This window comes from Methylobacterium radiodurans, assembly GCF_003173735.1.
GTDB classification, from domain to species: domain Bacteria; phylum Pseudomonadota; class Alphaproteobacteria; order Rhizobiales; family Beijerinckiaceae; genus Methylobacterium; species Methylobacterium radiodurans.
On record NZ_CP029551.1, the window covers coordinates 4,856,002 to 4,876,590 of the forward strand.

Below are 20,589 nucleotides of genomic sequence, written 5' to 3' on the forward strand. Positions count from 1 at the left end.
GGCCGGATCAGCCCGCGAGCCTGAGATCGGCCTCGCCGGCCGCGTAGAGGTGCTGGAGCGCGTCGGCCGAGCGGGCCCAATCACCCGTGACCAGCGCCATCGCGTGGGCGGCGCGCGACATCCGCACCCAGGCATCGGGCGCGAGATCCGCCGCCCGGCCGAGCGCCTGCGCGACGCCGGCGGGCGAGAGGTCGCGCACGACGAAGCCGGCGCCGTGGCGCTCGACGAGGTCGCCGAGCCCGGTCGCTGTCGAGACGATCAGCGGCAGGCCGAGGAGTGCCGCCTCCACGACGCCGATCGGCAACCCGTCGAAGCGCGAGACCTGCACGAAGAAGTCCCAGCCGCGTAAGGCTCGGTCCTTCTCGGAGCCGAAGACGGGGCCGCCCACCGAGACCGCGGACCCGATGCCGGCGCGGGCCGCGAGCGCCCGCAGGGCGGCGCCCTCCTCCCCCGTCGCCCCGTTGCCGACGAGCGCGAGGCGTCCGCGCCCGCCCATTGCCCGATGGGCCGCGAGGCCCTCGACCGCCAGGTCGAGCCCCTTGTGGTGGGCAGCGTAGCGACCGCAGAACCCGAAGAGGGGGAAGTCCGGCGAGGGAAAGGCCCGGTCCGGCGGAGGCGGGCTCACGTCGAAGGCGCTCGAGTAGGCCGCGTTTGCCACGATCGCGATGCGCGCGCGGGGCGCGATCTGCCGGATCGCGTCCGCCTCCTGCTCCGTCAGCGCGTGGACGAACCAGGCCCGCTCCAGGATCCGGCGCTCGAACATCGCGAGGTAGAGGCTGGTCGAGCGGTGCGCCCGGCGCATCTCCGCGTCGGCGACGTGGGCGTAGCGGCCGTGGACCGTGACCACGTAGCGGATGCCGCGGCGCGCGAGTTCCCGCCCGATCGCGAGCAGCAGCGGCCGGCGGGCGCAGTGCACGTGCACCAGCGTGTTCGGCCCCGCTCCGGCGACGAGTCCGGCGACGAGGCGCGGTCCCGGCTGCACGAGGTGGCCGAAGAGGCCGCGGCCCTCCAGCGGCAGCGCCTGGACGGGGGCGTCCCAGACCGCTTGGTCGACGGCCTTGCCCGGCGGGTGAAGCACGACGACGCGCACCGTCTGGCCGAGGCGCATCTGCTCGCGGGCGAGCCGGTTCGCCACGAGATGCACGCCGTTCATCCGGGACTGCTCGGCCTCCTCGACCACGAGGTGGCGGATGTCGAGGCGCGGCAGCACCCCGGTCTGATCGGTCATCGCACGCTCGGTCGCTGGAGGGATCCCCTCCCCCGCGCGGGGGAAGGGCTGAGGCGGCGCGCCCTACTCGGCGGCGTCCGGCAGGCGGTCACCGCGTCCGGCGGCGAGTTCGGCCTCGATCCAGCGGTAGGTCGGCTCAAGCCCGGCGCGGATCGTGGTGGCGGGCTCCCAGCCCAGCACCTGCCGGATCAGCGCGTTGTCGCTGTTGCGGCCCCGCACCCCTTGCGGCTTCGAGACGTCGTGGCGCTTGGCTATCCGCTTGCCCGCCACCGCGGCGGTGATGTCGACCAGATCGTTGATGCTGATCATCTCGTCGGTGCCGAGGTTGAGCGGCGCCGTGTAGTCGGACTGCATCAGCCGGTAGAGGCCTTCGACGCAGTCGTCGACATACATGAACGAGCGGGTTTGGAGACCGTCGCCCCAGACCTCGATCGTGCCGCCGTCCGGGCAGAGCGCGACCTTGCGGCAGATCGCGGCCGGCGCTTTCTCGCGGCCGCCGTCATAGGTGCCGAGCGGCCCGTAGACGTTGTGGAAGCGCACGACCCGGGTCGAGAGGCCCCAATCCTCGGTCATGTACTGGCACAGCTTCTCCATGTAGATCTTCTCCAGCCCGTAGCCCTCCTCGGGCTGGGCCGGCCAAGCGACGTCCTCGGAGAGCGGTGTGACGTCCGGCGAGGTCTGGAGGTGCATCGGGTAGACGCAGGCCGAGGACGAGAACAGGAAGCGCTTCACCCTGTTGTCGGCCGCGGCCTTGGCCATGTGCGCGCTGATCAGGGTGTTGTTCAGCGTGATCTCGGCGTGCGACCCGCTGATGAAGCCGATGCCGCCCATGTCTGCGGCGAGATGGTAGACCTGCTCCATGCCCTGGCTCGCCCGCTGGCAGGCGTCGTGCAGGCGCAGGTCGCATTGCAGGAACTCGTGGGCGGCGGTGGGCTCGTATTCGGGGAGCTTGAGATCCGCGCCGCGGACCCAGTAGCCCCGGCCGACGAGATACTTCACGAGATGGTGGCCGATAAAGCCGCCGGCTCCAGTTACGAGGACGGGGATCATCTTGGTCAGTCCTTACCTGTGACGAAGGCAGGTAATTACTGGCATGATCTCCGATGTACTTTCCATTCGGCTTGCGAACTACGCCGAAAGAGCGGCGCGCTTCAGGCGAACGGCCCAATTAGGCGTTTGTACTCGGCCTCGGCGAGGCCGTAGCTCTCGCCGGCCGCCCGGATCAGCCGTGTCCGGTCGATGACCGTGATCTGGCCGCGGCGCGTCGCGATCATCTCGGCTCGTTCCAGCTCGTGCAGCGCCACCGTGATGCCGGGCCGGTGGGTGCCGAGCACCTGGGCCAGCGCCTCGTGGGTCATCACGATCTCGTTGCCGTCGATGCGGTCCGTCGCCAGAAGCAGCCAATGGGCGAGGCGCTCCTCGATGCGGTGGCGCCGGTTCGAGAGGGCCATCTGGCCCATCCAGAGCATCGCCACCTGAACGTAGCGCATCAGGACCTCGCGCAGGACCCCGCTCTGGGCCATCATCTGCCGCAGCGCCCCCGCCCCCATCCGCAGGGCGGTGCCGGGCACGCGCACCTCGACATCGACCGGCATGTGCTCGACGCCGAGCACCAGGGCCGTGCTCACCATCCCGTCGCGTCCGACCACCAGCGTCTCGTAGGAGCCGCGCTCGGTCGTGTGCAGCATCACCGAGGCGAGCCCGCCCTCGAAGAACCACGCGTAGGGGATCGGCTCGCCCGCGGTGACGACCCGCTCGCCGGTCGCGAGCGGGACCTCCTCCAGTTGCGGGAGCATCAGGGTCAACACCTCGCCGGGCAGGGCGCGCAGAAGCCGATTCTGCACGGCGGGCGCCTGCGTGGGCAAGGTCGGCGTGTTCATCGTCGGCCCTCCAGGTCAGATGCGAGCCGAATGCACAACAATCGAGCATTCGGTCGAATGGATGTGAAAGCATCTCATGTCGTCGCGCACCTTTGCATCTAAAAAAGATCCATACGTACGGATTAGTCCACTATCTTCAGAAGGACGCGAAACACGGGATCGCGCGACCTTGTCCGCGAGGCGCGGATACGCATCAGGACGTAGCTGGGAGCCGCCCGGGCCCCGATCCTGCGCGCTCTAGCGGCCGGCCGCCGTGCTTCGGGCCGGCGCGATCGGCGGCACTTGGTGTTCCGTCGCCCGCTCGGATGCGGCAAGGACGCGGCCATAGGCCTCGTGGGCCTTGGACGCCGCCGCCGCCCAGGTGAAGCCGGTGGCCACTCGCGCGCGGGCCTCAAGGCCCATCCGGCGCAGCCGTGAGCGGTCCTGCCCGAGGCGCTCGACCGCCGCGGCGAGCGCGGCGGGATCGCCCGGCGGCACGAGCTGCCCGCAGCTCGGATCGATCTGGTAGGGGATCCCGCCGACCGCCGAGGCGAGGACCGGCACCCCCTGCGCCATCGCCTCGAACACCACCAGCGGCAGGGTGTCGGCGAGTGTCGGGAAGACGAAGAGGTCCGCCCGGCGCATCAGCGCTCCCACCTCCGCGTCCGAGAGCCGGCCGGTCACGACGACGCGCTGGTCCGGGGCGAGCGCCCCGAGCAGGCCCGCGTAGTCGATCTCGGGCCGCGTCTCGCCGCCGACGATGAGCTGGACCGGCCGCCTGAGAGCCTGCAGGCTCCTGAGCAGCACCGGCAGACCCTTGTTGGGCGTATGGTTGGCCAGGAACATCAGGGTCAGGGGCCCCGCCGGGTCCGGTGCCGGCAGGGCGAAGCGGGCGAGCAGAATCGCGTCCTCGCCGGGATCAGCGGGCTCCGGCACCGCGACGCCGTTCGGCACCACCTCCATGAGGCCGTCGCGGAACCCCATGGCGCGCACGATGTCGAAATCGGCCGGCGACAGGGCGAGGATCCCGGCGGCGCCCCGCACGGCCTCGGCGACCGGTCCGTGGACGAGGCCGCGCCACAGCGCCCGCCGCGCCGGCCCGAACCCGTAGATGCTGCCGCCGTTGGCGACCTCGTTGAAGCCGTGGGTCGAGATGACGTAGGGCACGCCGGCCCTGCGGGCCGCGCGGGCGATGCGGGCCATCTCGAGCGACGGCATCGGGTTGTGCAGGTGCACCAGATCGTAGCCGCGCACCCGCCCGGGAATGTCCGAGCGGTAGAACAGGGAGCGGTAGCGGTTGGGCAGGCGCGACCAGGGCAGGCCCGGCGGCAGATGCGTGCGGACGGCGAGGCGCCCGCAGGGACCGGGATCCTCCGGACTCCCCATCATGCTGGCGACGTCGATCCGGCAATGTGCGTGGAGCGCCGCGCTCAGCATCTCCCCCGCCCGGGCTCCCCCGCTGACAGACATGTGCGGCGGCACCACGATCGCCGAGAGGACGCGGATCATCGGGTGTTTCCTCGTGTTGGAGGTCGTTACTTGGGCATTCGGCGGGTGCGGTTCCGCCTCTCCCCGCGGGCTGGGAGAGGCGGAACCGCGCCCGCCGACCTGATCGTGCGAATCCCGTCCGGGGCGTTCGCGGAGGGCTCCTCACACCCGCGCGTAGACGTCCTCGATGCGCACGATGTCGTCCTCGCCGAGATAGCTGCCGTGCTGCACCTCGATGATCTCGACCGGGGTGTTGCCGAAGTTCTCGAGACGGTGGACGGCCCCCAGGGGGATGTGGGCGTGCTGGTTCGGCCCGAGTTCGTGCACCGCGTCGCCGACCGTGACGCGGGCGTGGCCCGCCACCACGACCCAGTGCTCGGCCCGGTGCCGGTGCTTCTGGAGCGAGAGGCGACCGCTCGGGCGCACACAGATGCGCTTGACCTGGAAGCTCGCGCCCGCCTCGATCACCTCGTACCAGCCCCAGGGCCGGTTGACGCGCGGGTGCTGCTCCGCCTCCGCCCGCCCGCGGCCGCGCAGGGAGGCGACGATCTCCTTGACCTCGCCGGTGCGGCGCCTGTCGGCCACCAGGATCGCGTCGCCACTCGACACCACAACCACGTCCTGAAGCCCCAGCACCGCGGTGAGCGGGCCGTCGCTCGCCACGTAGCAGCCGCGGGCGTCGTGCAGCTCGGTCGGGCCCCGGGCGACGTTGCCGTCCGGATCGCTCTCGCCGAGGCTCCAGAGCGCCTCCCAGCTTCCGACATCCGACCAGCCGCAGGGAAGCGGCACCACCGCGGCGAGCCGCGTGTGCTCGAAGACCGCGTAGTCGATGGACTGCGCGCGGGCGCGCCCGAATGATTCGGGCTCCAGGGTCGTCGTACCGATCTCGCGCCGAGCCTCCGCGACCGCCGCCGCGACCGCCGCACAGGTCGCCGGATCGTGCCGCTCGTACTCGCCGATCAGGGCGCCCGCGCGGAACAGGAAGTTGCCGGCGTTCCAGAGGTAGCCCTCCCGGACGTAGCGGGCGGCGAGCATGCCCTCGGGCTTCTCGGCGAAGCGCAGGACGGAGCGGGCGCCCCCAGCGATCTCGGGGCCGCCCTGGATGTAGCCGTAGGCGGTGGCCGGGTGCGTCGGCATCACCCCGAAGGTCACGAGGTGCCCGGCCTCCACGGCCGCGAGCCCCTGCCGCACCGCCTCGTGGAACAGGGCGTCGCCCTGGATCGCCTGGTCGGAGGCGAGCACGAGGACCGGCATGTCCGGATCCTCGCGGGCGATCTCGTGGGCGCCGGCCAGGATCGCGGGCCCGGAATCCCGCCCCTCCGGCTCGATCAGGATGTCGGCCTCGACGCCGATTTCGGCGAGCTGCTCCTCTACGAGGTAGCGGTGCAGCGCGTTCGTGACGACGAGCGGGCGCAGCGTGTAGCCCGGCCGCGCCACCCGCAGCACGCACTGCTGGAAGGTCGAGCGCTCGCCGATCAGCACGGCGAACTGCTTCGGCAGCGCCGCGCGCGAGACCGGCCAGAGCCGGGTGCCGTTGCCGCCGCAGAGGATGAGCGGCCTGATCTCGGTCATGGTGCCTCTCCGATGATCCCTGGTGTTCGATGATGCGTTGGGTCTCGCCCCTGGGTGCGGATCACGCCTGAGGCTCGGTGCGCTTCGGCGCGTCTCAGCGCGTCTCAGCGCGTCTCGGCGGCGGCGACCTGGCCGGCGGGCTCCAGACCCGCCTGGCCCGCGCGGGCCGGCAGCTCGCGCCGCACCTCGACGATGTCGCCCGGCATCAATGCTGCGCGCTCGTCGGCTTCGAAGGTCTCCGGGGTGCCGTCCCGGCCGCGGGTGATGAAGACCTTGCGGGCGAGGCTGCCCTGCGCCTGGGTGCCGAGCGCGCCGCCGGCCTGGAGCCGCGCCTCGCGGATCTCCCGGGCGCTCGGCAACTGGGTCTCGATCTCGTTGAGCCGGGTGGTCACGTCCTGCAGGTCGGACATGACCCGGCGGCGATAGGCCTCGACCGTCTCTTGGATGCGCAGCGCGAGGTCGCCGATGGCGAGGTCGAGCCGGGCGAGGTCGGCGCCGAGACGCGCGATGGCGGCTTTGTTGCGCGCCTCCTCGCGGGCGAACTCGATGCCCTGGTAGCGCCGGGCCAGTCCACTCGCCATCAGCTTCTCGTAATCCTCCATATGCGCCTGGATCAGGCGCAGCTGCGTCTCCTCGGAGGCGCGCTGGGCCTGGACGCCGGTGATCTCGCTCTCGAGCCGCGGCTTCTGCGCGCGCAGGAGGTCGAGCGACTGATCGAGCGCGGCGCGCTGGCCCTTCAGGATCTCGCGCTCCTCCGCGAGCGCGGCGGCCATCCGCGGATCGGTGTCCGTGCCGGGCGGGGGCTCGAACGCGTCCTTGTCGCGGCGCTGCGCCTCCAGGCGGGCGCGGCGCACGGTGAGAAGCCGGCGGTTGGCCTCCAGCACCCGCACCCGCTCGTCGGCGGCCAGGAAATCGGTGCGCTGGCCGAGCTGCACCTGCTGCGGCTCGGCGAAGCCGCCCGCCAGTGCGATGCCGCTCAGCACCGAGGCGCCGTAGCGGAACGGGAAGCTGCCCGGCGCGCGCACGTCGCCGAGCACGTAGAAGGGCCGCATCTCGCTGACCCGCAGGGTCACGACGGGCTGCTGCAGGAAGCCGTCGGCCAGCCGCGCGACCACCCGTCCCTGCGCCTCCGGCAGGGTCAGGCCGCCCACCGCGACCTCGCCGATCAGCGGTAGGAAGAGGTTGCCGCCGCCGCCCACCGTGTAATCGCCCGTCAGCTCCGTCTGCCCGTAGACCGAGAAGTTGATCCGGTCCCCCGGCCCGAGCCGGTAGCTCGCGTCCTGCGCGGCGGCGGGCAGCCCCAGCCCGAGGGCGAGGAGGAGCGCGAGCCCCACCCGTGCGCGGCGCCTGGGCGAGATGGAACGGTGTCGGCTGGCCGTGCGGATCATGCGCCTCAGCTCTCCTGGCCCGCGGCTACGGCCCGCCGTCGCGACGGGCTGGGCGACGGGCCGGGCCCGGCAGGTCCGAGCCGAGGCGGATCCTAGTCGGCGCTCCTCTGGCGGTGCCCGCGCCCTTCGGACGAGGAAACGGTCTCGATCGGATTACCTCCCGCGCCTGCTCAGTCGAGCCGCAGCGAAATCGGAATACCGTTCCAAGATTTCCGTAAAGAATAGGCCCTTCGTCAGTATTACCGCCGAAGCTGCCCGCATCCCTGCGGGCTCCGCCGGATGCTCCGTTGTCGCGGTGCAGCGCGCCGCTCCATTGTTCCCGCACATCCGGACAGGCCGCGCCGCGCCGCCGGAGGGGTGAACCCGACATTCGGACGAGGGGTATCCGGCATGAAGCGGATCTTGGTGACGGGCGGGGCCGGCTTCATCGGCTCGCACCTGTGCGAACGGCTCCTGGGACAGGGGCACGAGGTGCTCTGCGTCGACAACTTCTTCACCGGCTCGCGGGCGAATTGCGAGCCGATGCTCGGCAACCCGCGCTTCGAGCTGATGCGCCACGACGTGACCTTCCCGCTCTACGTCGAGGTCGACGAGATCTACAATCTCGCCTGTCCGGCCTCGCCGGTCCACTACCAGCGCGACCCGGTCCAGACCACGAAGACCAGCGTCATGGGCGCGATCAACGTGCTGGGGCTCGCCAAGCGCCTGAAGGTCCGCGTGCTCCAGGCCTCGACCTCGGAGGTCTACGGCGATCCGGACGTGCACCCGCAGCCCGAATCCTACTGCGGCTCGGTCAACATCGCGGGGCCCCGCGCCTGCTACGACGAGGGCAAGCGCTGCGCCGAGACGCTGTTCCACGATTACCGACGCCAGCACGGCATGCAGGTGCGTGTCGCGCGGATCTTCAACACCTACGGCCCGAACATGCATCCGCAGGACGGGCGCGTTGTCTCGAACTTCATCATCCAGGCGCTGAAGGGCGAGCCGATCACCATTTACGGCGACGGCTCGCAGACGCGCTCCTTCTGCTACGTGGACGACCTCGTCGAGGGCCTGATGCGGCTGATGGCGGTCGACGCGCATCCGGGCGACGTGGTCAATCTCGGCAATCCGGTCGAGACGACCGTGCTGGCGCTCGCCCAGCGGGTGGTCGAGCTCTGCAACTCGCCCTCGACCATCACCTGCCTGCCCCTGCCCCAGGACGATCCGCGGCGGCGCTGCCCCGACATCGCGCGCGCCCGCGCGGCACTTCACTGGTCGCCCCGGGTCGATCTCGACACCGGGCTCGCCCGCACCATCGCGTATTTCGACGCGCTGCTGGCGCGCTCACGCGGATCCGTCCTGCCGCTCGAGCAGGACCGGCGGACGATCCCCGCATGAGCGCGCAGGGCTCCCAGCGCTGGCTCGGGCCGCGGGCCCCGGTCCTCGGCCTCGGCGTCAGCGCGATCACCTTCCGGGACGCGCTCGACGCGCTCGACGCCTTCGTGCGCGCCCGCCGGCCGCACTACGTCTGCATCACGGGCGTGCACGGCGTGATCGAGAGCCGGTCCGACCCGCATCTCCGGGCGATCCACGAGGCGGCCGCCCTCGTGACGCCGGACGGGATGCCGCTCGTCTGGATGGCCAACCGGCTGGGCTACGGCCCCGTCGAGCGGGTCTACGGGCCCGACCTGATGCGGGCGGTCTGCCGGGACTCGCCCGTCCGCGGTTACCGGCACTTCCTCTACGGCGGGGCGCCAGGCGTCGCCGAGAGCCTCGCCGAGGTCCTGCGGCAGCGCTACGCCGGCATCGTGGTGGTGGGCACGCACTGCCCGCCCTTCCGGCCGCTCACCGACGCGGAGGACGCGGCCGTCGTGGCCGAGATCAACGCGGCCAAGCCCGACATCGTCTGGGTGGGGCTCAGCACGCCGAAGCAGGAGCGCTGGATGGCCGCCCATCTCGGGCGGATCGACGCGCCCGTGATGATCGGCGTCGGGGCCGCCTTCGATTTCCTGGCGGGCACCAAGCGGCAGGCGCCGCGCTGGATGCAGCGAAGCGGGCTCGAATGGCTGTTCCGGCTCGCGACCGAGCCACGCCGGCTCGCCCGCCGCTACGCCAGCATCGTGCCACGCTTCCTCGTCCTGGCGGGCCTCCAGCTCGCCAGACGTGCGCTCACCGGACCCGCTGGGGGCTCGGCGCAGCGGGCGGCGCGGGGCTGAGGCGCCGTCCGCACCGGTCCCGGGGACCGGGACAGCATGACCGCGACAGTTCGCGTTCCGAGGGCCCGTCATGGACACGACCGAGACCGTCGCCACCGCGATCGAGCTGACTGGGCGCGTCCCGCCCGACCGTGCGGCCCAGCGGGCGCGGAGCCGGGCCACCCGCGTGGCCGCAACCCTGATCCTGGGAGACGCCGCGGCGGCCCTCACCACCGGCTCGGCCCTCGCCCTGGCGGCCGGGCAGCGCGGCGCGGGGCCGCTTCTCGCCGGTCCCCTGCCCCTGCCGACGCTCTGCGTGCTTCCGATCTTCGCGGCGCTCGGCCTCTACGCGGTCTACGGGCCGAGTCCGCCCGAGCGGCTGCGGCTGCGGGCCTTCGGCGTCGCGATCTACGCGCTCGGTTGCCTCCTGGCGACGGGTGAGCTGCCGGGCTTGGCCCTTCTCGGGCAGGTCGCTGCGGCGGCGTTCCTCCTCGTCCTCGTCGGCTTCTACGGCGAGGCGGCCCTGCGCGGCCTCCTGATCCGGCGCGCCGCCTGGGGGGCGCCCGCCGTGATCGTCGGCACCGACGCCCACGCCCACGCGCTGGCCCGCACACTGCTCGCCCGGCCGGAACTCGGCCTGCGTCCGGTCGGCTACCTCACCGACCCCGCACGACCGCACGAGCCCGCCTCGACCGCTCACCCCGACCTGCCCCATCTCGGCCGCCTCGACGGCGCCGCCGGGGCCGCCGCCGAGGTGGCGGTCTTCGCGAACTGCGCCGATCTCGCGCAGCACGAGGGCCGGCTCGGCCGGCTGCCGTTCGGCCGTATCGTGCTCGCTCAGCAGATCCAGGATCTGCAGAACATGTGGATGCAGGTGCGGCCGCTGGGCGATGCCATCGGCCTGGAGATCCGGCGCGAGCTCTACCGCCCGCGCAATCTCCTTCTGAAGCGCCTGCTCGACGGGGTGCTCGCCGGCATCGGCCTGCTGCTGCTCTGGCCGCTGATCGCCGCGCTCGCCGGGGCGGTCCGCCGGATCGACCCGGGCAGCCCGTTCTACGCCCAGGTCCGGGTCGGCCGGGACGGGCGCCCGATCCGCGTCTGGAAGCTGCGCACCATGTACCGCGACGCCGACGCGCGCCTTACCGGGCACCTCGCGGCCGATCCGGCAGCCGCCGCCGAGTGGGCGCGCTTCTTCAAGCTGCGCGACGATCCGCGGGTGCTGCCCGGCATCGGTCGTTTCCTGCGCCGCACCAGCCTCGACGAATTGCCCCAGCTCTGGAACGTCCTGCGGGGCGACATGAGCCTCGTCGGTCCCCGACCCTTCCCGGCCTATCACATGGACGGGTTCGAGCCGGCCTTCCGGGCCCTGCGCACCAGCGTGCCGCCGGGGCTGACAGGCCTCTGGCAGATCTCGGCCCGCAGCGATGGCGACCTCGACGTGCAGCGCAGCCAGGACGGCTATTACATCCGCAACTGGTCGCTCTGGCTCGACCTCTACATCCTGCTGGCGACGATCCCGGCCGTTCTCTGCGCCCGCGGCGCGCGCTAGCCGACGCCCGTCGGCCCGTCGAGCGCGCGGCGCACCCGCCGGGCGAGTTCCATCCGCTTGTAGGGCTTGTTGATAATCTCGAACTCGGCGCCGCCCGCGTCGGTGCGCTCCAGGGAGGCCTCTGCGTAGCCCGTGGTCAGCAGCACCTTGATCCGGGGCTGGCGCTCGCGGGCGGCGCGGGCCAGCATCACCCCGTTCATCCGCCCGGCATGATCAGGTCGGTGAACAGGAGGTCGATCCGGCCCTCGCCGTCGAGCGCTTCGAGGGCAGCCAACGGCCCGTCGACGACCGTGACCTTGTAGCCGAAATCCTCCAGGATCGTGCCCGCAGTCGCCGCCACGTCCGGGCGGTCGTCGACGACGAGCACCGCCTCGGTGCCGTGCCGGTCGGCCGCGCGCTGCGCGACCTTGCGCTCCGCCTCGCTCTTCTGATCCGAGGCAGGGAAGAGCAGCCGCACCGAGGGCGGTGGGCCGGGTTTCCGGATCGCGAATGGACGCCTGTCGTCGGGTCTCGCGTCATCGACGAGTCCGAGCTCGCGGTCGGCCGCATCAGGGACATTCTCGGCGGGACCGCGACGGTCATTCTGCAAAACACTCGGATTGCCGCCAACGTCATGAACGCGGAGGTCCGACGCGCGGTCGATACGAAGCCGGCCGCAGGCCCGGCGCGCGACGCCGTGTTCGTTCGCCGTGAGGGCCACCGCAGCAAGGCCGAACCTGTCTCGCCGCAAGCGACCGATCCTCGGCGCGCGGGGCGACGTTCTGGCCCTCGGCGCCTCCATCGAGGCGGCGCGGGCCGGCGAGGTCGGGACGGGAGCGGCAAGCCACGGGAAGGCACCGGACCCGGACACGACATAGGCGCTTTCACCCGCCGACCGGCAGCCGTGAGCGGTTGCAAGTTTCAAATGCCAACTTCAAATAAATGATGCACTTCGAACCCCGATAGCACTGAACTCGAGCCTGAACGTAGGTATCAAACCTCTCAGCTTCCTTTCCGTCGGCGTTCCGCTTCTACGCGGGCGCCCAGCTGCGCAGCCCGTGCGGCCACGGACTCGGCACGCTGTGCATCATCGACCGCGAGCCGCGCGCGGAGGGCCTTATTGCCGCCCAGTCGGGCATACTCGGCACGCTGGCCGAGCAGGTCATGGCGCTGTTCGAGGCCCGGCGCGCCCTGCTCGCAAGGGAGGCAGAGGCGGCGAAGCTCAGGGCGAGCGAGGCGTTTCTCCACAGCGTGCTGGCTGCCTCGCCCGACTGCATCAAGGTGCTCGACCTCGACGGCAGGCTCTCGTCCATGAACGGACCCGGCCTGCGCGCCATGGATGTGGATGCGTTCGCGGACATCGCGGGCAGCTACTGGCAGGCGTTCTGGCCGGGTGCCGGCCAGACCAAGGCCCGCGCAGCGCTCGCGACTGCGCGCCGCGGGGGTACCGGGCACTTCGAGGGCTGGGCAAGCACCCTGCGCGGTGTCCTGAAGTTCTGGGACGTGTCGGTCACCGCCATACGCGGTGCGGATGGCAAGCCGGACCGTCTGCTGGCCGTGTCGCGCGACCGGACGCAGGAGCGGCTCGCAGCAGAGCGGCAGGCCGCCCTCACGAGCCTCGGCGACCGCCTCCGGGATCTCGCGGACGCCCACGCGGTGCAGGCGATCGTCACCGAGACGGCCGGGCAGGCGCTTGGCCTGTCGCGGGCGGCCTTCGGTGCCGTCGACCCCTCGGGGAACGGCATCTCCTTCGAGCGGGAGTGGACGCGGCCAGGCCAGCGCAGCTTGGTCGGCCATCACCGCTACGCGGATTACGGCAGCTACGTTGACGACCTGCGCCGGGGCGAGACCGTCGTCGTCTCCGACGTGCGGACCGACCCGCGCACCGCAGCGACGCATGAGGCGCCCGGGCGGCTCGACATCGGCGCCCTCGTCAACGTGCCGGCGATGGCGGAGGGGCGCCTCATCGGGGTCCTCTGCTTGCACGACGCCGCACCGCGGGCTTGGACGGCCGACGCAGTCGCCTTCGCGCAGGCCCTGGCCGAGCGGGCACGCCTGGCTCTGGCGCGGATCGCGGCCGAGGAGCAGCGGCAACTCCGCACCCAGGAGGTCGGCCACCGCTTGAAGAACATCCTGGCGATGGTTCAGGCCGTCGCCACGCAGACCCTGCGCTCGGCCGACACCGTTGCCGCCGCAAGCGAGGTGCTGGCGGGCCGGCTGGCCGCGCTGGGCCAGTCGCACGATCTGCTCCTCGACGGTGAAATGGGAGCAGGCTCCATCCACGACGTGGTGACCCGCGCCCTGCCCTTGCACGTCGATGCGACGGGACGCTTCGACATCTCGGGGCCCGAGGTCCTCGTCGGCGGCCAGGTTGCCCTATCGCTGTCGCTGATGCTGCATGAGCTGGCGACGAACGCAGCCAAGTATGGCGCCCTCTCGAACGCCGCGGGCCGGGTCGCGGTCGTGTGGCAGGTTCGGGAAGCTGGCGCCGGGGCGAGGTTGCGCTTGACCTGGACCGAGCGCGGCGGCCCGCCGGTCACACCACCGGCGCGGAAGGGGTTCGGCACGCGACTGATCGAGCGGGGTCTCGCCGGGCAGGTCGGAGGCGAGGTCGAACTCTCCTATCCACCCACGGGCCACGTGTTCGCCATCGAGGCGCCGCTCGCCGCCTTCCGCGCTGGGCTGGGGGCGGCGGAGGAAGCGCATGATCACCCGTGAGGACGGGGTGACCGTCTCGCTCGTCCGCATCCGCCTGCTTGGCGCCGCATCCGCCGTCCGCCGCGACTGACCTGAGACGCAGCCTCGGATATCCTCGACCGGACGGGGAGATCCACCCCCGTACGCCTGTCGAAACAGTGCGACCGCAGCGTAAACGCAGTGCAGAGCGGGTGCGCGGGAGCCCTCATGGCCGGTCCGACGGCGCCCTTCGCCGGAGCAAGGCGAGCAGGGCAGCCAAGCTTATCGAACGAGCCTGCGCATTGGCCTGTCGCACCTGTGGCTCGCCCTCGCGTCATCGGACCGACGATGCGTGTCCGGCGAGCGTCGGCAGACATCGTCGCGCCGCGCGGTCACGGCGAATCCCACGCCCAAGCCCTGGCTCGGGAAACCGTCCGCCCCGAGGATCGCCTCGGCTTGGTGCAACACCCAGCGCTAGGTCCGGCAGCACTTTGGTGCGCTCCGAATTCGGTAGCGCCGAGGCCGCGCTCTGGCGGGACAACGCAAGCGCCCAGCGGATTTGGTCGTATATGAATTCGATTTCATATTGCCCCGGCAGCACAGGAAGTGTCGTGTCGGACCGCCTTCCTGCCCCTGGCGGCGCCTGTCCGGATCGAATGAGTTCCCCACTGCCTGTTCGCCTCGAAGGGCTCGTCTACAGGGTAGGCGTGAAGACAATCATCGATCGGCTCGATGCAACGATCACCACGCCGGGCATCACGGCGCTGATCGGCCCAAACGGCGCCGGCAAGAGCGTCACCCTGCGTTTGATCGACGGCCTTCTCGCTCCCGAGGCTGGCGCAATTCGCATCGGCACGGACCGGACGCCGGTGCGCCGCGCCTTCGTGTTCCAGCGTCCGGCGATGATCCGGGCGAGCGCCGCCTACAACGTCGCTCTTGGCTTGAGGACGCTCGACCTGACCGGTCGGGAGCGCCGCGACCGCGTTCGAGCCGCTCTCGCGCGGGTGGATCTGCTGGCTCGGGCCGACGATCCAGCGACCAAGCTCTCGGGCGGCGAGCAGCAGCGCCTCGCGCTCGCCCGCGCCCTTGCAGCGGAGCCGCAGATCTTGCTGCTCGACGAGCCCACCGCCAGCCTCGACCCGACCGCCACGGAGGAGATCGAGGCCCTCGTCGTCGAGGCGGCAGGGCGGGGCACCAAAGTGCTCCTCGTCTCGCACAATCTCGGTCAGGTCGGCCGCCTCGCCGACGACGTGATCGTCCTATCGCAGGGGCGCGCCGTCGAGCACGGCCCAACCCAGCAGGTGCTTTCCGCACCGCGCACCCCGGAAGCCCGCGCCTACATCAAGCGAGAACTGCCATGGACATCCTACGCCGCAGCCTTCTGAGCCTCGCGCTCACGATCCTTGTGGCCGGGCCGGCCACCGCCGAACCGCCGGACACGATCACCGTCGCCTCGACGACCTCCACGGAGCAGTCGGGCTTGTTCAAGGTTCTGCTGCCGAAGTTCACCGCAGCAACGGGGATCGGGGTCAAGGTCGTGGCGCTCGGCACGGGCCAAGCGCTGGATGTCGGACGCCGCGGCGACGCGGACGTTGTCTTCGTCCACGACAAGGCCGCGGAGGAGAAGTTCGTGGCCGAGGGCGCCGGCGTGGGGCGCCGCGAGGTGATGTACAACGACTTCATCGTCGTGGGCCCGAAAACGGATCCCGCCGGCGCGCAAGGCCAGGATGTGACCGCGGCCTTCAGGAGGATCGCCGCCGCCCAGGCCCCCTTCGTCTCGCGCGGTGACCGTTCCGGCACGCACGCGGCGGAGCTGCGGTACTGGAAGGATGCAGGTATCGACGTCGCGGCCACGCGCAGCGACTGGTACAAGGAGATCGGTCAGGGCATGGGGCCGGCCCTCAACACAGCATCGGCCATGAATGCGTACGTGCTGAGCGACCGCGGCACCTGGCTGTCGTTCAAGAACCGGGGCGACCTCGCCGTCCTGGTCCAGGGTGACCGGCGCCTGTTCAACCAGTACGGCGTGATGCTGGTGAATCCTGACAAGCACCCGCAGGTGAAGGTGAAGGCGGGTCAGGCATTCATCGACTGGCTGGTCTCGCCGGTGGGTCAGGCTGCCATCGCGGACTACAAGATCGAAGGCGAGCAGCTCTTCTTCCCGAATGCAGGGACGAACGGAACACCGTGATGCGGCAGGTTCTGGCCTTCCTCATCGGCCTTATGGCGCTCCTTCCTGCACCCGGTCACGCGGCCGACGCCGTTCGCCTCCACGCGGCAGGCAGCCTGCGCGCGGCCCTCACCGAGGCCGCCCACGCCTTCGAGGCTGCCGGTGGCCCGCCGGTCGCCAGCGAATTCGGCGCATCCGGCCTGCTTCGGGACGCGATCGTCGCGGGAGCAGGAGCCGAGATCTTCGCCTCCGCCAACATGGACCACCCGCGCTCCCTTGCGGCGGCCGGGCGCGGCTCTCCGGTGGTGCTGTTCGCACGCAACCAGCTCTGCGCACTCGTCCGACCCGGCCTGACGGTGACCGGCGCGACCCTCGTCGACCGAATGCTCGATCCAGGGATCAGGCTGGCAACCTCGACGCCGCGCGCTGATCCGTCCGGTGACTACGCCCAGGAGGTCTTTCGCCGGATCGACGTCGCGCGTCCCGGCAGCTTCGCGGCGCTCGACGACAAGGCGCTTCGCCTGACGGGCGGTCCGGCGAGCCCGCGGCCGCCAACCGGGCGCAGCGTCTACGGCGCCATCATCGAGCGCGGCGAGGCAGACCTGTTCCTGACGTACTGCACGAACGCGCGCGTCGCGGCGCTTGAAGTCGCGGGGGCCGGTGTCATCGACCTGCCGGAGGCCGTTGCGGTCGGCGCCGATTACGGCCTTACGGTGATCAACGGCGCCTCCGAGGGTGCCTACCGCCTCGCCCTGTTCATCCTGTCGCCCGAAGGTCAGAACATCCTGGCGCGGCATGGATTCGCGGCACCCACCCTTCCGAGAGGCGGCGGGTGACCACGGGGTGATCCGGCGCATCGCAGCTAGGGCACCGCGGCGGCGGACGCATCGTGCCCCGGCCGGTACCCGGACTGGCGGCTCGCGCGCTCGGCGAGATCGGCGACGAGTTCGTCGAGAACGGTCGGGCCGAGGGACCGGCTTGCCGCCAGGTAGTAGACCTCCCAGCCTACCGGCACGAATGCGAGGCCGAGCCGTTCGGCCGCGGCCCGCGCACCCAGCCCCGCATCCGCCTCGCCGCAGGCGATCACCGCCGCCACCGCCTGATGGGTGAACTCCTCGACGCCGTAGCCCCGGATCGCCGCGGGCGGGATCGCGGCAGCCTCGAGCAGGCGGTCGAACCAGATCCGCGTTCCCGAGCCCTTCTGCCGGTTCACGTACCGCGCCCGCGTGCCCGCCAAGTCAGAGACGCTGCGGACCTTCATCGGATTGCCGGGCGCCAACATCAAGCCTTGTTCACGCTTGAAGGCCGCGCGCAGGGTCAGGCCCTCGCTGGCCTGGATTGCCGAGAAGGGCATCCCAGCCGTTGCGGGAGCGAGCGCCCCGCAATGGAAGCCCGCTACGTCGGCCTGACCGAGGAGGAGTTGCCGCACGGCCTCGCTGCTGCCGAGCACGCTCAACTCGCAGTCGGACCGCTCCGAAACCGCCTCGACCAGCAGCGGATCGTGGCTACCCACGATCCGCAGGAGGCCCTGCGTGCCGCTCACCAAGCGCGTCAGGCGGTGCTCCAGAGCGCGGGCCTCGCGTCCTAAGACCGCGTCCAGGCTGGCACGCGCCTCGACGAGCGCCCCGGCCAGCGCCTGCCCCGCTTCTGTCAGGGCGCTGCCATGGCCGCGGACCTTGCGCACCAGCGGCTGCCCAAGCGCCGTCTCGAAGGCCTGCAGGCGAGCCCAGGCAGTGCGGTATGACAGGCCGAGGGCGTCGGCGAGCCCCTGAACGGTGCCCGTGCGCTCGATCGCCTCCAGGGCAATGACCAAGCCGGAAACGTCGAGGGTGGCGGGACCGAGGTTGAGGGTACCGCCAAGGCTCAGCGCCACCCGTATCGCGGGCTCTTCGGCAGATGGCTTCATATTGATGGCCTCGCAACTGTCATTAAAAACGAACTTCGCAGGCCCAGGAGGGGGCGGCAAGCTCGACGCGTAGCGGCGGGAGGGGCCGGCCCGTGATGTGATGCAGCGCGTATGCTTCCAGTGAACTTCGTCTCCTATCTGTCCGCCGAGGCTCGCGAGAGCACGGGTCCCAGCCTCGCGATGGCCGCCCAGCGCGCGGCCATCGCTACCCATCTGTCGGAATGCGGCGGCCATCTTATCGCGGAGGTGCGGGAGATCCGACGCGCCGACGCCTACGGTTCACGTCCAGCGCTGCGCAGGGCCCTCGCCCTATGCCGGCAGCACGGCGCCGTGCTTCTTGTCCCAGGGCTTGATCAACTGACGCGCGATCCGGCCTTCCTCACGGACTTGCGCCGCGACCTCACCCGCCTCGGCGTTCTCCTCGCGGTGACGCGCACGCCCGAGGCGAACGAGAGCACGATCGGGATCCTGGCTGCCCTCGAAGCCTACGCGGTGCCAAACGAGAATAGTGAGCGCGCCCTGCGCAGGCGCGACTTCCTGGCCCGCCTGGGGGGCCGGAAGCGACAGGCACACGAAGAGCCCAGCGACGACCGCGTTCGGCCTGATCCGGTCTGCAGGCCCCGAACGATGGAGCGGGCGCTCAGCGTCGCCCCGGTCCTGGCGGAGATCCGCGCTGCGGGAGCCACTACGTTCGAGCAGGTTGCGCATGCCCTGAACGAACTGGGTGTGCCGAGCGCGCGCGGCGATCGCTGGTATCCCGCGCAGGTGCGACGGGTGGAGCAACGGATCGCCTCAGCGACCTGAGGGCACGCTCCGGTCCAGCGGGCTCAGCTCGGGCCGCACCTTCTCCGAATGATATTTCCGATGCAGCGCGTACGATGCGGGAGATCTCCCAGAACACCAATCACGGCCTCATCACCCTGACGATCTCGGCGGCCTTCCGCCCGACCGGGTGGTACACTTGGTTGATCTGTCGGGATGGCCGCCCTTATCAGCGTGCCGAGCGCTCCTTCCGCACCGAGCAGCGAGCACAGCGCGACGGCATCGCCGCGATGCAGCGCCTCTTGGAGTGACCTCAGTCGGTATCGGGGCCTTGCCGATGCTGGCGAGATCAGGAACGGAGCTTGGGATGTTCCCGGAAAGCAGATCCTTCGAGGATCAGGCGAAATGACGGCTTTCCAGCCTGAACCAACGTTCCCGGACGTCAGACCTACGGTCGCTTCGGAGCAAGACCAACGGCAACCCCGGCGGTCACCTTGGGTCGGATGCGGAACGGCAGCTCCCCGGTAGAGGGACAGATTGCGCCCTCCGCCCTCGGCGGTTCCTGCCCATCGGGCTGATCCGAGCTTTCAAGGGTTGACCATCCATCCTGCCGCCATGCTCAAGCCGTCGCGTCACACCCTCCTATGCGAAGCCCTGGACGCGCTTGAGGCGGCCGGTACGTCGAGCGGGCAGACGAAGCGCTGGATAACTGGCGTCTCGACGGCGGCCCCTGACCTGACCTCGGGCGACGATCGAGGCGCTCCTGCCACCCGAGCCCGAGAAGCCGAAAGGCGGCCGGGTGGTGCTTCACCGCGTGCGGCGGAGCGGCTTCAGAATGCCGACGCGCTCGCCTGGTCGCGGGCCGCTCTCGCCAGCACCTGCCTGCCCGCCAATGAGGCGCACGGCCACGGGCTCGAACCCGACGGGCCGGGGCAAGCCGGATCAGACGCGCCACCTCGTCCTGGACGCACACGGCACGTCGCTTGGCCTGAGGCTCACGGGGCCAACTGTCACGACGCCGTGAGCTGGCCGCCACGCTCGATACGGCGCCGGACGAGCGCCCAGGTCGGCGCGGCATCGAGAGCCGCTAACGGCTCGGTCGCTATCGGTGAAGCGTGGAGCGCATCCGGGCCTGGCTCGCCGTCACCATGCTCGCGTGCGCCCTCATCTGCCAAGCTCAAGCCAAATGGCTTTGTCCCCGCGTCTCAGTGAAGGTCGAAACGCTGCCTGTACCGCCCGCCATAGTCTGACTCTCACGGCTGGCCTGTCATGACACGATCAGATTTCCGTGGGGACTGTTGCTCTCTGGCGTTCGCAACAGCACAGCTTGCCCGCAACCTGCGGTCTATTTCGCGACTCTGGCGCAGATGGGACGCCGCGCCTTCAATTCGAAACGACCCGCGAAGGCGGCCTATGTCATCGCGTGTGAGACAGAAAAAACCCGCCACGGCGAACCGGGCGGGGGGAGTTCCAGGGCCGATCAGCGTCACGCGATCGGGTGCCGGCATCCTACCGACCGATGATGAGCGCACAACCTCTGCGGGTGACGATGCACGAAGAAAGAAACCCGCATCGGTGCCGAGGCGGGCGGGATGGAGGGCGCGCTGTTGAGCATGAGGTAGACGTGCGTGCCGGCCGGGCCATCCCGGCGATCCGCGCCTGCGCCCCACCTTGCCCTGCACTACTGCGAGGCCGAGGCCGAAGATCAGGCTGCCCAGCCCCACCATGCCAAGCCGTCCGAGTTCCCCGAGGGATGGGGCAGCCACCGATGGACACCTTGAGGAACGGCTGGATCGCGGTGGTGGCTGCGATCCGACGCATGATCGAGCATCTGA

Annotated in this window: 17 protein-coding genes and 2 pseudogenes; 11 read left to right on the forward strand and 8 right to left on the reverse strand. The window is 70.8% G+C overall.

The features are described from left to right. Positions 1 to 7: 7 nt before the first annotated feature. The 6 genes from DK427_RS22795 to DK427_RS22820 form a co-directional block, all read right to left on the reverse strand. Positions 8 to 1,228: a glycosyltransferase gene (locus tag DK427_RS22795; RefSeq protein WP_109953375.1), complete on the reverse strand. Its 1,221-nt coding sequence runs from the start codon at positions 1,226 to 1,228 to the stop codon at positions 8 to 10. Between the two features lie 63 nt (positions 1,229 to 1,291). After that, on the reverse strand, positions 1,292 to 2,278 hold the full coding sequence (locus DK427_RS22800; RefSeq protein WP_109953376.1) for an NAD-dependent epimerase/dehydratase family protein: 987 nt from the start codon (positions 2,276 to 2,278) through the stop codon (positions 1,292 to 1,294). A 101-nt stretch (positions 2,279 to 2,379) separates the two neighbouring features. After that, the gene (locus DK427_RS22805; RefSeq protein ID WP_109953377.1) at positions 2,380 to 3,108 is read right to left on the reverse strand and encodes a Crp/Fnr family transcriptional regulator; all 729 of its coding nucleotides are present in this window, start codon (positions 3,106 to 3,108) and stop codon (positions 2,380 to 2,382) included. Positions 3,109 to 3,345: 237 nt separating this feature from the next. Further along, positions 3,346 to 4,596, reverse strand: coding sequence for a glycosyltransferase family 4 protein (locus DK427_RS22810; RefSeq protein WP_109953378.1), 1,251 nt, complete (start codon positions 4,594 to 4,596; stop codon positions 3,346 to 3,348). A 141-nt stretch (positions 4,597 to 4,737) separates the two neighbouring features. Further along, positions 4,738 to 6,147 (reverse strand): mannose-1-phosphate guanylyltransferase/mannose-6-phosphate isomerase, encoded by a 1,410-nt coding sequence (locus DK427_RS22815; protein WP_109953379.1) that lies wholly within the window; start codon positions 6,145 to 6,147, stop codon positions 4,738 to 4,740. Positions 6,148 to 6,251: 104 nt separating this feature from the next. After that, complete coding sequence (locus DK427_RS22820) at positions 6,252 to 7,535, reverse strand: polysaccharide biosynthesis/export family protein (RefSeq protein ID WP_109953380.1); 1,284 nt, start codon at positions 7,533 to 7,535, stop codon at positions 6,252 to 6,254. Between the two features lie 390 nt (positions 7,536 to 7,925). Here DK427_RS22820 and DK427_RS22825 point away from each other — a divergent pair, with 390 nt between their 5' ends. The 3 genes from DK427_RS22825 (at position 7,926) to DK427_RS22835 (ending at position 11,261) form a co-directional block, all read left to right on the forward strand. After that, positions 7,926 to 8,915: a UDP-glucuronic acid decarboxylase family protein gene (locus DK427_RS22825; RefSeq protein WP_109953381.1), complete on the forward strand. Its 990-nt coding sequence runs from the start codon at positions 7,926 to 7,928 to the stop codon at positions 8,913 to 8,915. Then, positions 8,912 to 9,733: a WecB/TagA/CpsF family glycosyltransferase gene (locus DK427_RS22830; RefSeq protein WP_109953382.1), complete on the forward strand. Its 822-nt coding sequence runs from the start codon at positions 8,912 to 8,914 to the stop codon at positions 9,731 to 9,733. The genes DK427_RS22825 and DK427_RS22830 overlap by 4 nt, the downstream gene beginning before the upstream one ends. A gap of 70 nt (positions 9,734 to 9,803) precedes the next feature. Beyond that, entirely contained in the window at positions 9,804 to 11,261 is a 1,458-nt protein-coding gene (locus tag DK427_RS22835) for a sugar transferase (RefSeq protein ID WP_109953383.1), read from the forward strand. Here the strand turns inward: DK427_RS22835 and DK427_RS22840 are convergent. Further along, a pseudogene (locus DK427_RS22840) lies at positions 11,258 to 11,733 on the reverse strand (response regulator); the annotation flags it as partial. The gene DK427_RS22835 and the pseudogene DK427_RS22840 sit on opposite strands and share 4 nt — an antisense overlap. On the opposite strand from DK427_RS22840, the gene DK427_RS27640 reads away from it, so the two are divergent. The 5 genes from DK427_RS27640 to DK427_RS22860 all read left to right on the forward strand — a co-directional run bounded on the left by DK427_RS27640 (position 11,641) and on the right by DK427_RS22860 (position 16,922). Continuing rightward, complete coding sequence (locus tag DK427_RS27640) at positions 11,641 to 12,186, forward strand: cache domain-containing protein (RefSeq protein WP_484195350.1); 546 nt, start codon at positions 11,641 to 11,643, stop codon at positions 12,184 to 12,186. The pseudogene DK427_RS22840 and the gene DK427_RS27640 sit on opposite strands and share 93 nt — an antisense overlap. Before the next feature lie 218 nt (positions 12,187 to 12,404). Beyond that, positions 12,405 to 13,958 (forward strand): PAS domain-containing sensor histidine kinase, encoded by a 1,554-nt coding sequence (locus tag DK427_RS22845; RefSeq protein ID WP_109953384.1) that lies wholly within the window; start codon positions 12,405 to 12,407, stop codon positions 13,956 to 13,958. A 614-nt stretch (positions 13,959 to 14,572) separates the two neighbouring features. Then, positions 14,573 to 15,301 carry an ATP-binding cassette domain-containing protein gene (locus DK427_RS22850; RefSeq protein WP_109953385.1) on the forward strand — a complete coding sequence of 243 codons (729 nt, stop codon included), beginning with the start codon at positions 14,573 to 14,575 and terminating at the stop codon, positions 15,299 to 15,301. Continuing rightward, positions 15,274 to 16,107, forward strand: coding sequence for an ABC transporter substrate-binding protein (locus DK427_RS22855; RefSeq protein ID WP_109953386.1), 834 nt, complete (start codon positions 15,274 to 15,276; stop codon positions 16,105 to 16,107). The genes DK427_RS22850 and DK427_RS22855 overlap by 28 nt, the downstream gene beginning before the upstream one ends. Then, complete coding sequence (locus DK427_RS22860; protein WP_204165216.1) at positions 16,107 to 16,922, forward strand: molybdate ABC transporter substrate-binding protein; 816 nt, start codon at positions 16,107 to 16,109, stop codon at positions 16,920 to 16,922. The genes DK427_RS22855 and DK427_RS22860 overlap by 1 nt, the downstream gene beginning before the upstream one ends. Before the next feature lie 26 nt (positions 16,923 to 16,948). Here DK427_RS22860 and DK427_RS22865 read toward each other — a convergent pair whose 3' ends face one another. Further along, positions 16,949 to 17,992, reverse strand: coding sequence for a substrate-binding domain-containing protein (locus tag DK427_RS22865; RefSeq protein WP_109953387.1), 1,044 nt, complete (start codon positions 17,990 to 17,992; stop codon positions 16,949 to 16,951). Positions 17,993 to 18,112: 120 nt separating this feature from the next. Here DK427_RS22865 and DK427_RS22870 point away from each other — a divergent pair, with 120 nt between their 5' ends. The 3 genes and pseudogenes from DK427_RS22870 to DK427_RS27255 all read left to right on the forward strand — a co-directional run bounded on the left by DK427_RS22870 (position 18,113) and on the right by DK427_RS27255 (position 20,004). Next, the gene (locus DK427_RS22870) at positions 18,113 to 18,796 is read left to right on the forward strand and encodes a recombinase family protein (protein WP_245930677.1); all 684 of its coding nucleotides are present in this window, start codon (positions 18,113 to 18,115) and stop codon (positions 18,794 to 18,796) included. Positions 18,797 to 18,870: 74 nt separating this feature from the next. Further along, positions 18,871 to 19,065: a hypothetical protein gene (locus DK427_RS22875; protein ID WP_109953389.1), complete on the forward strand. Its 195-nt coding sequence runs from the start codon at positions 18,871 to 18,873 to the stop codon at positions 19,063 to 19,065. A gap of 440 nt (positions 19,066 to 19,505) precedes the next feature. Continuing rightward, positions 19,506 to 20,004 (forward strand): annotated as a pseudogene (locus tag DK427_RS27255) (hypothetical protein). Positions 20,005 to 20,589 lie beyond the last annotated feature (585 nt).

Bases quoted from the DNA above. Each gene is read 5' to 3' on its own strand.
- DK427_RS22795 (WP_109953375.1), bottom strand. From the start codon at position 1,228: ATGACCGATCAGACCGGGGTGCTGCCGCGCCTCGACATCCGCCACCTC.
- DK427_RS22800 (WP_109953376.1), bottom strand. From the start codon at position 2,278: ATGATCCCCGTCCTCGTAACTGGAGCCGGCGGCTTTATCGGCCACCAT.
- DK427_RS22805 (WP_109953377.1), bottom strand. From the start codon at position 3,108: ATGAACACGCCGACCTTGCCCACGCAGGCGCCCGCCGTGCAGAATCGG.
- DK427_RS22810 (WP_109953378.1), bottom strand. From the start codon at position 4,596: ATGATCCGCGTCCTCTCGGCGATCGTGGTGCCGCCGCACATGTCTGTC.
- DK427_RS22815 (WP_109953379.1), bottom strand. From the start codon at position 6,147: ATGACCGAGATCAGGCCGCTCATCCTCTGCGGCGGCAACGGCACCCGG.
- DK427_RS22820 (WP_109953380.1), bottom strand. From the start codon at position 7,535: ATGATCCGCACGGCCAGCCGACACCGTTCCATCTCGCCCAGGCGCCGC.
- DK427_RS22825 (WP_109953381.1), top strand. From the start codon at position 7,926: ATGAAGCGGATCTTGGTGACGGGCGGGGCCGGCTTCATCGGCTCGCAC.
- DK427_RS22830 (WP_109953382.1), top strand. From the start codon at position 8,912: ATGAGCGCGCAGGGCTCCCAGCGCTGGCTCGGGCCGCGGGCCCCGGTC.
- DK427_RS22835 (WP_109953383.1), top strand. From the start codon at position 9,804: ATGGACACGACCGAGACCGTCGCCACCGCGATCGAGCTGACTGGGCGC.
- DK427_RS22845 (WP_109953384.1), top strand. From the start codon at position 12,405: ATGGCGCTGTTCGAGGCCCGGCGCGCCCTGCTCGCAAGGGAGGCAGAG.
- DK427_RS22850 (WP_109953385.1), top strand. From the start codon at position 14,573: ATGAGTTCCCCACTGCCTGTTCGCCTCGAAGGGCTCGTCTACAGGGTA.
- DK427_RS22855 (WP_109953386.1), top strand. From the start codon at position 15,274: ATGGACATCCTACGCCGCAGCCTTCTGAGCCTCGCGCTCACGATCCTT.
- DK427_RS22860 (WP_204165216.1), top strand. From the start codon at position 16,107: ATGCGGCAGGTTCTGGCCTTCCTCATCGGCCTTATGGCGCTCCTTCCT.
- DK427_RS22865 (WP_109953387.1), bottom strand. From the start codon at position 17,992: ATGAAGCCATCTGCCGAAGAGCCCGCGATACGGGTGGCGCTGAGCCTT.
- DK427_RS22875 (WP_109953389.1), top strand. From the start codon at position 18,871: ATGCGGGAGATCTCCCAGAACACCAATCACGGCCTCATCACCCTGACG.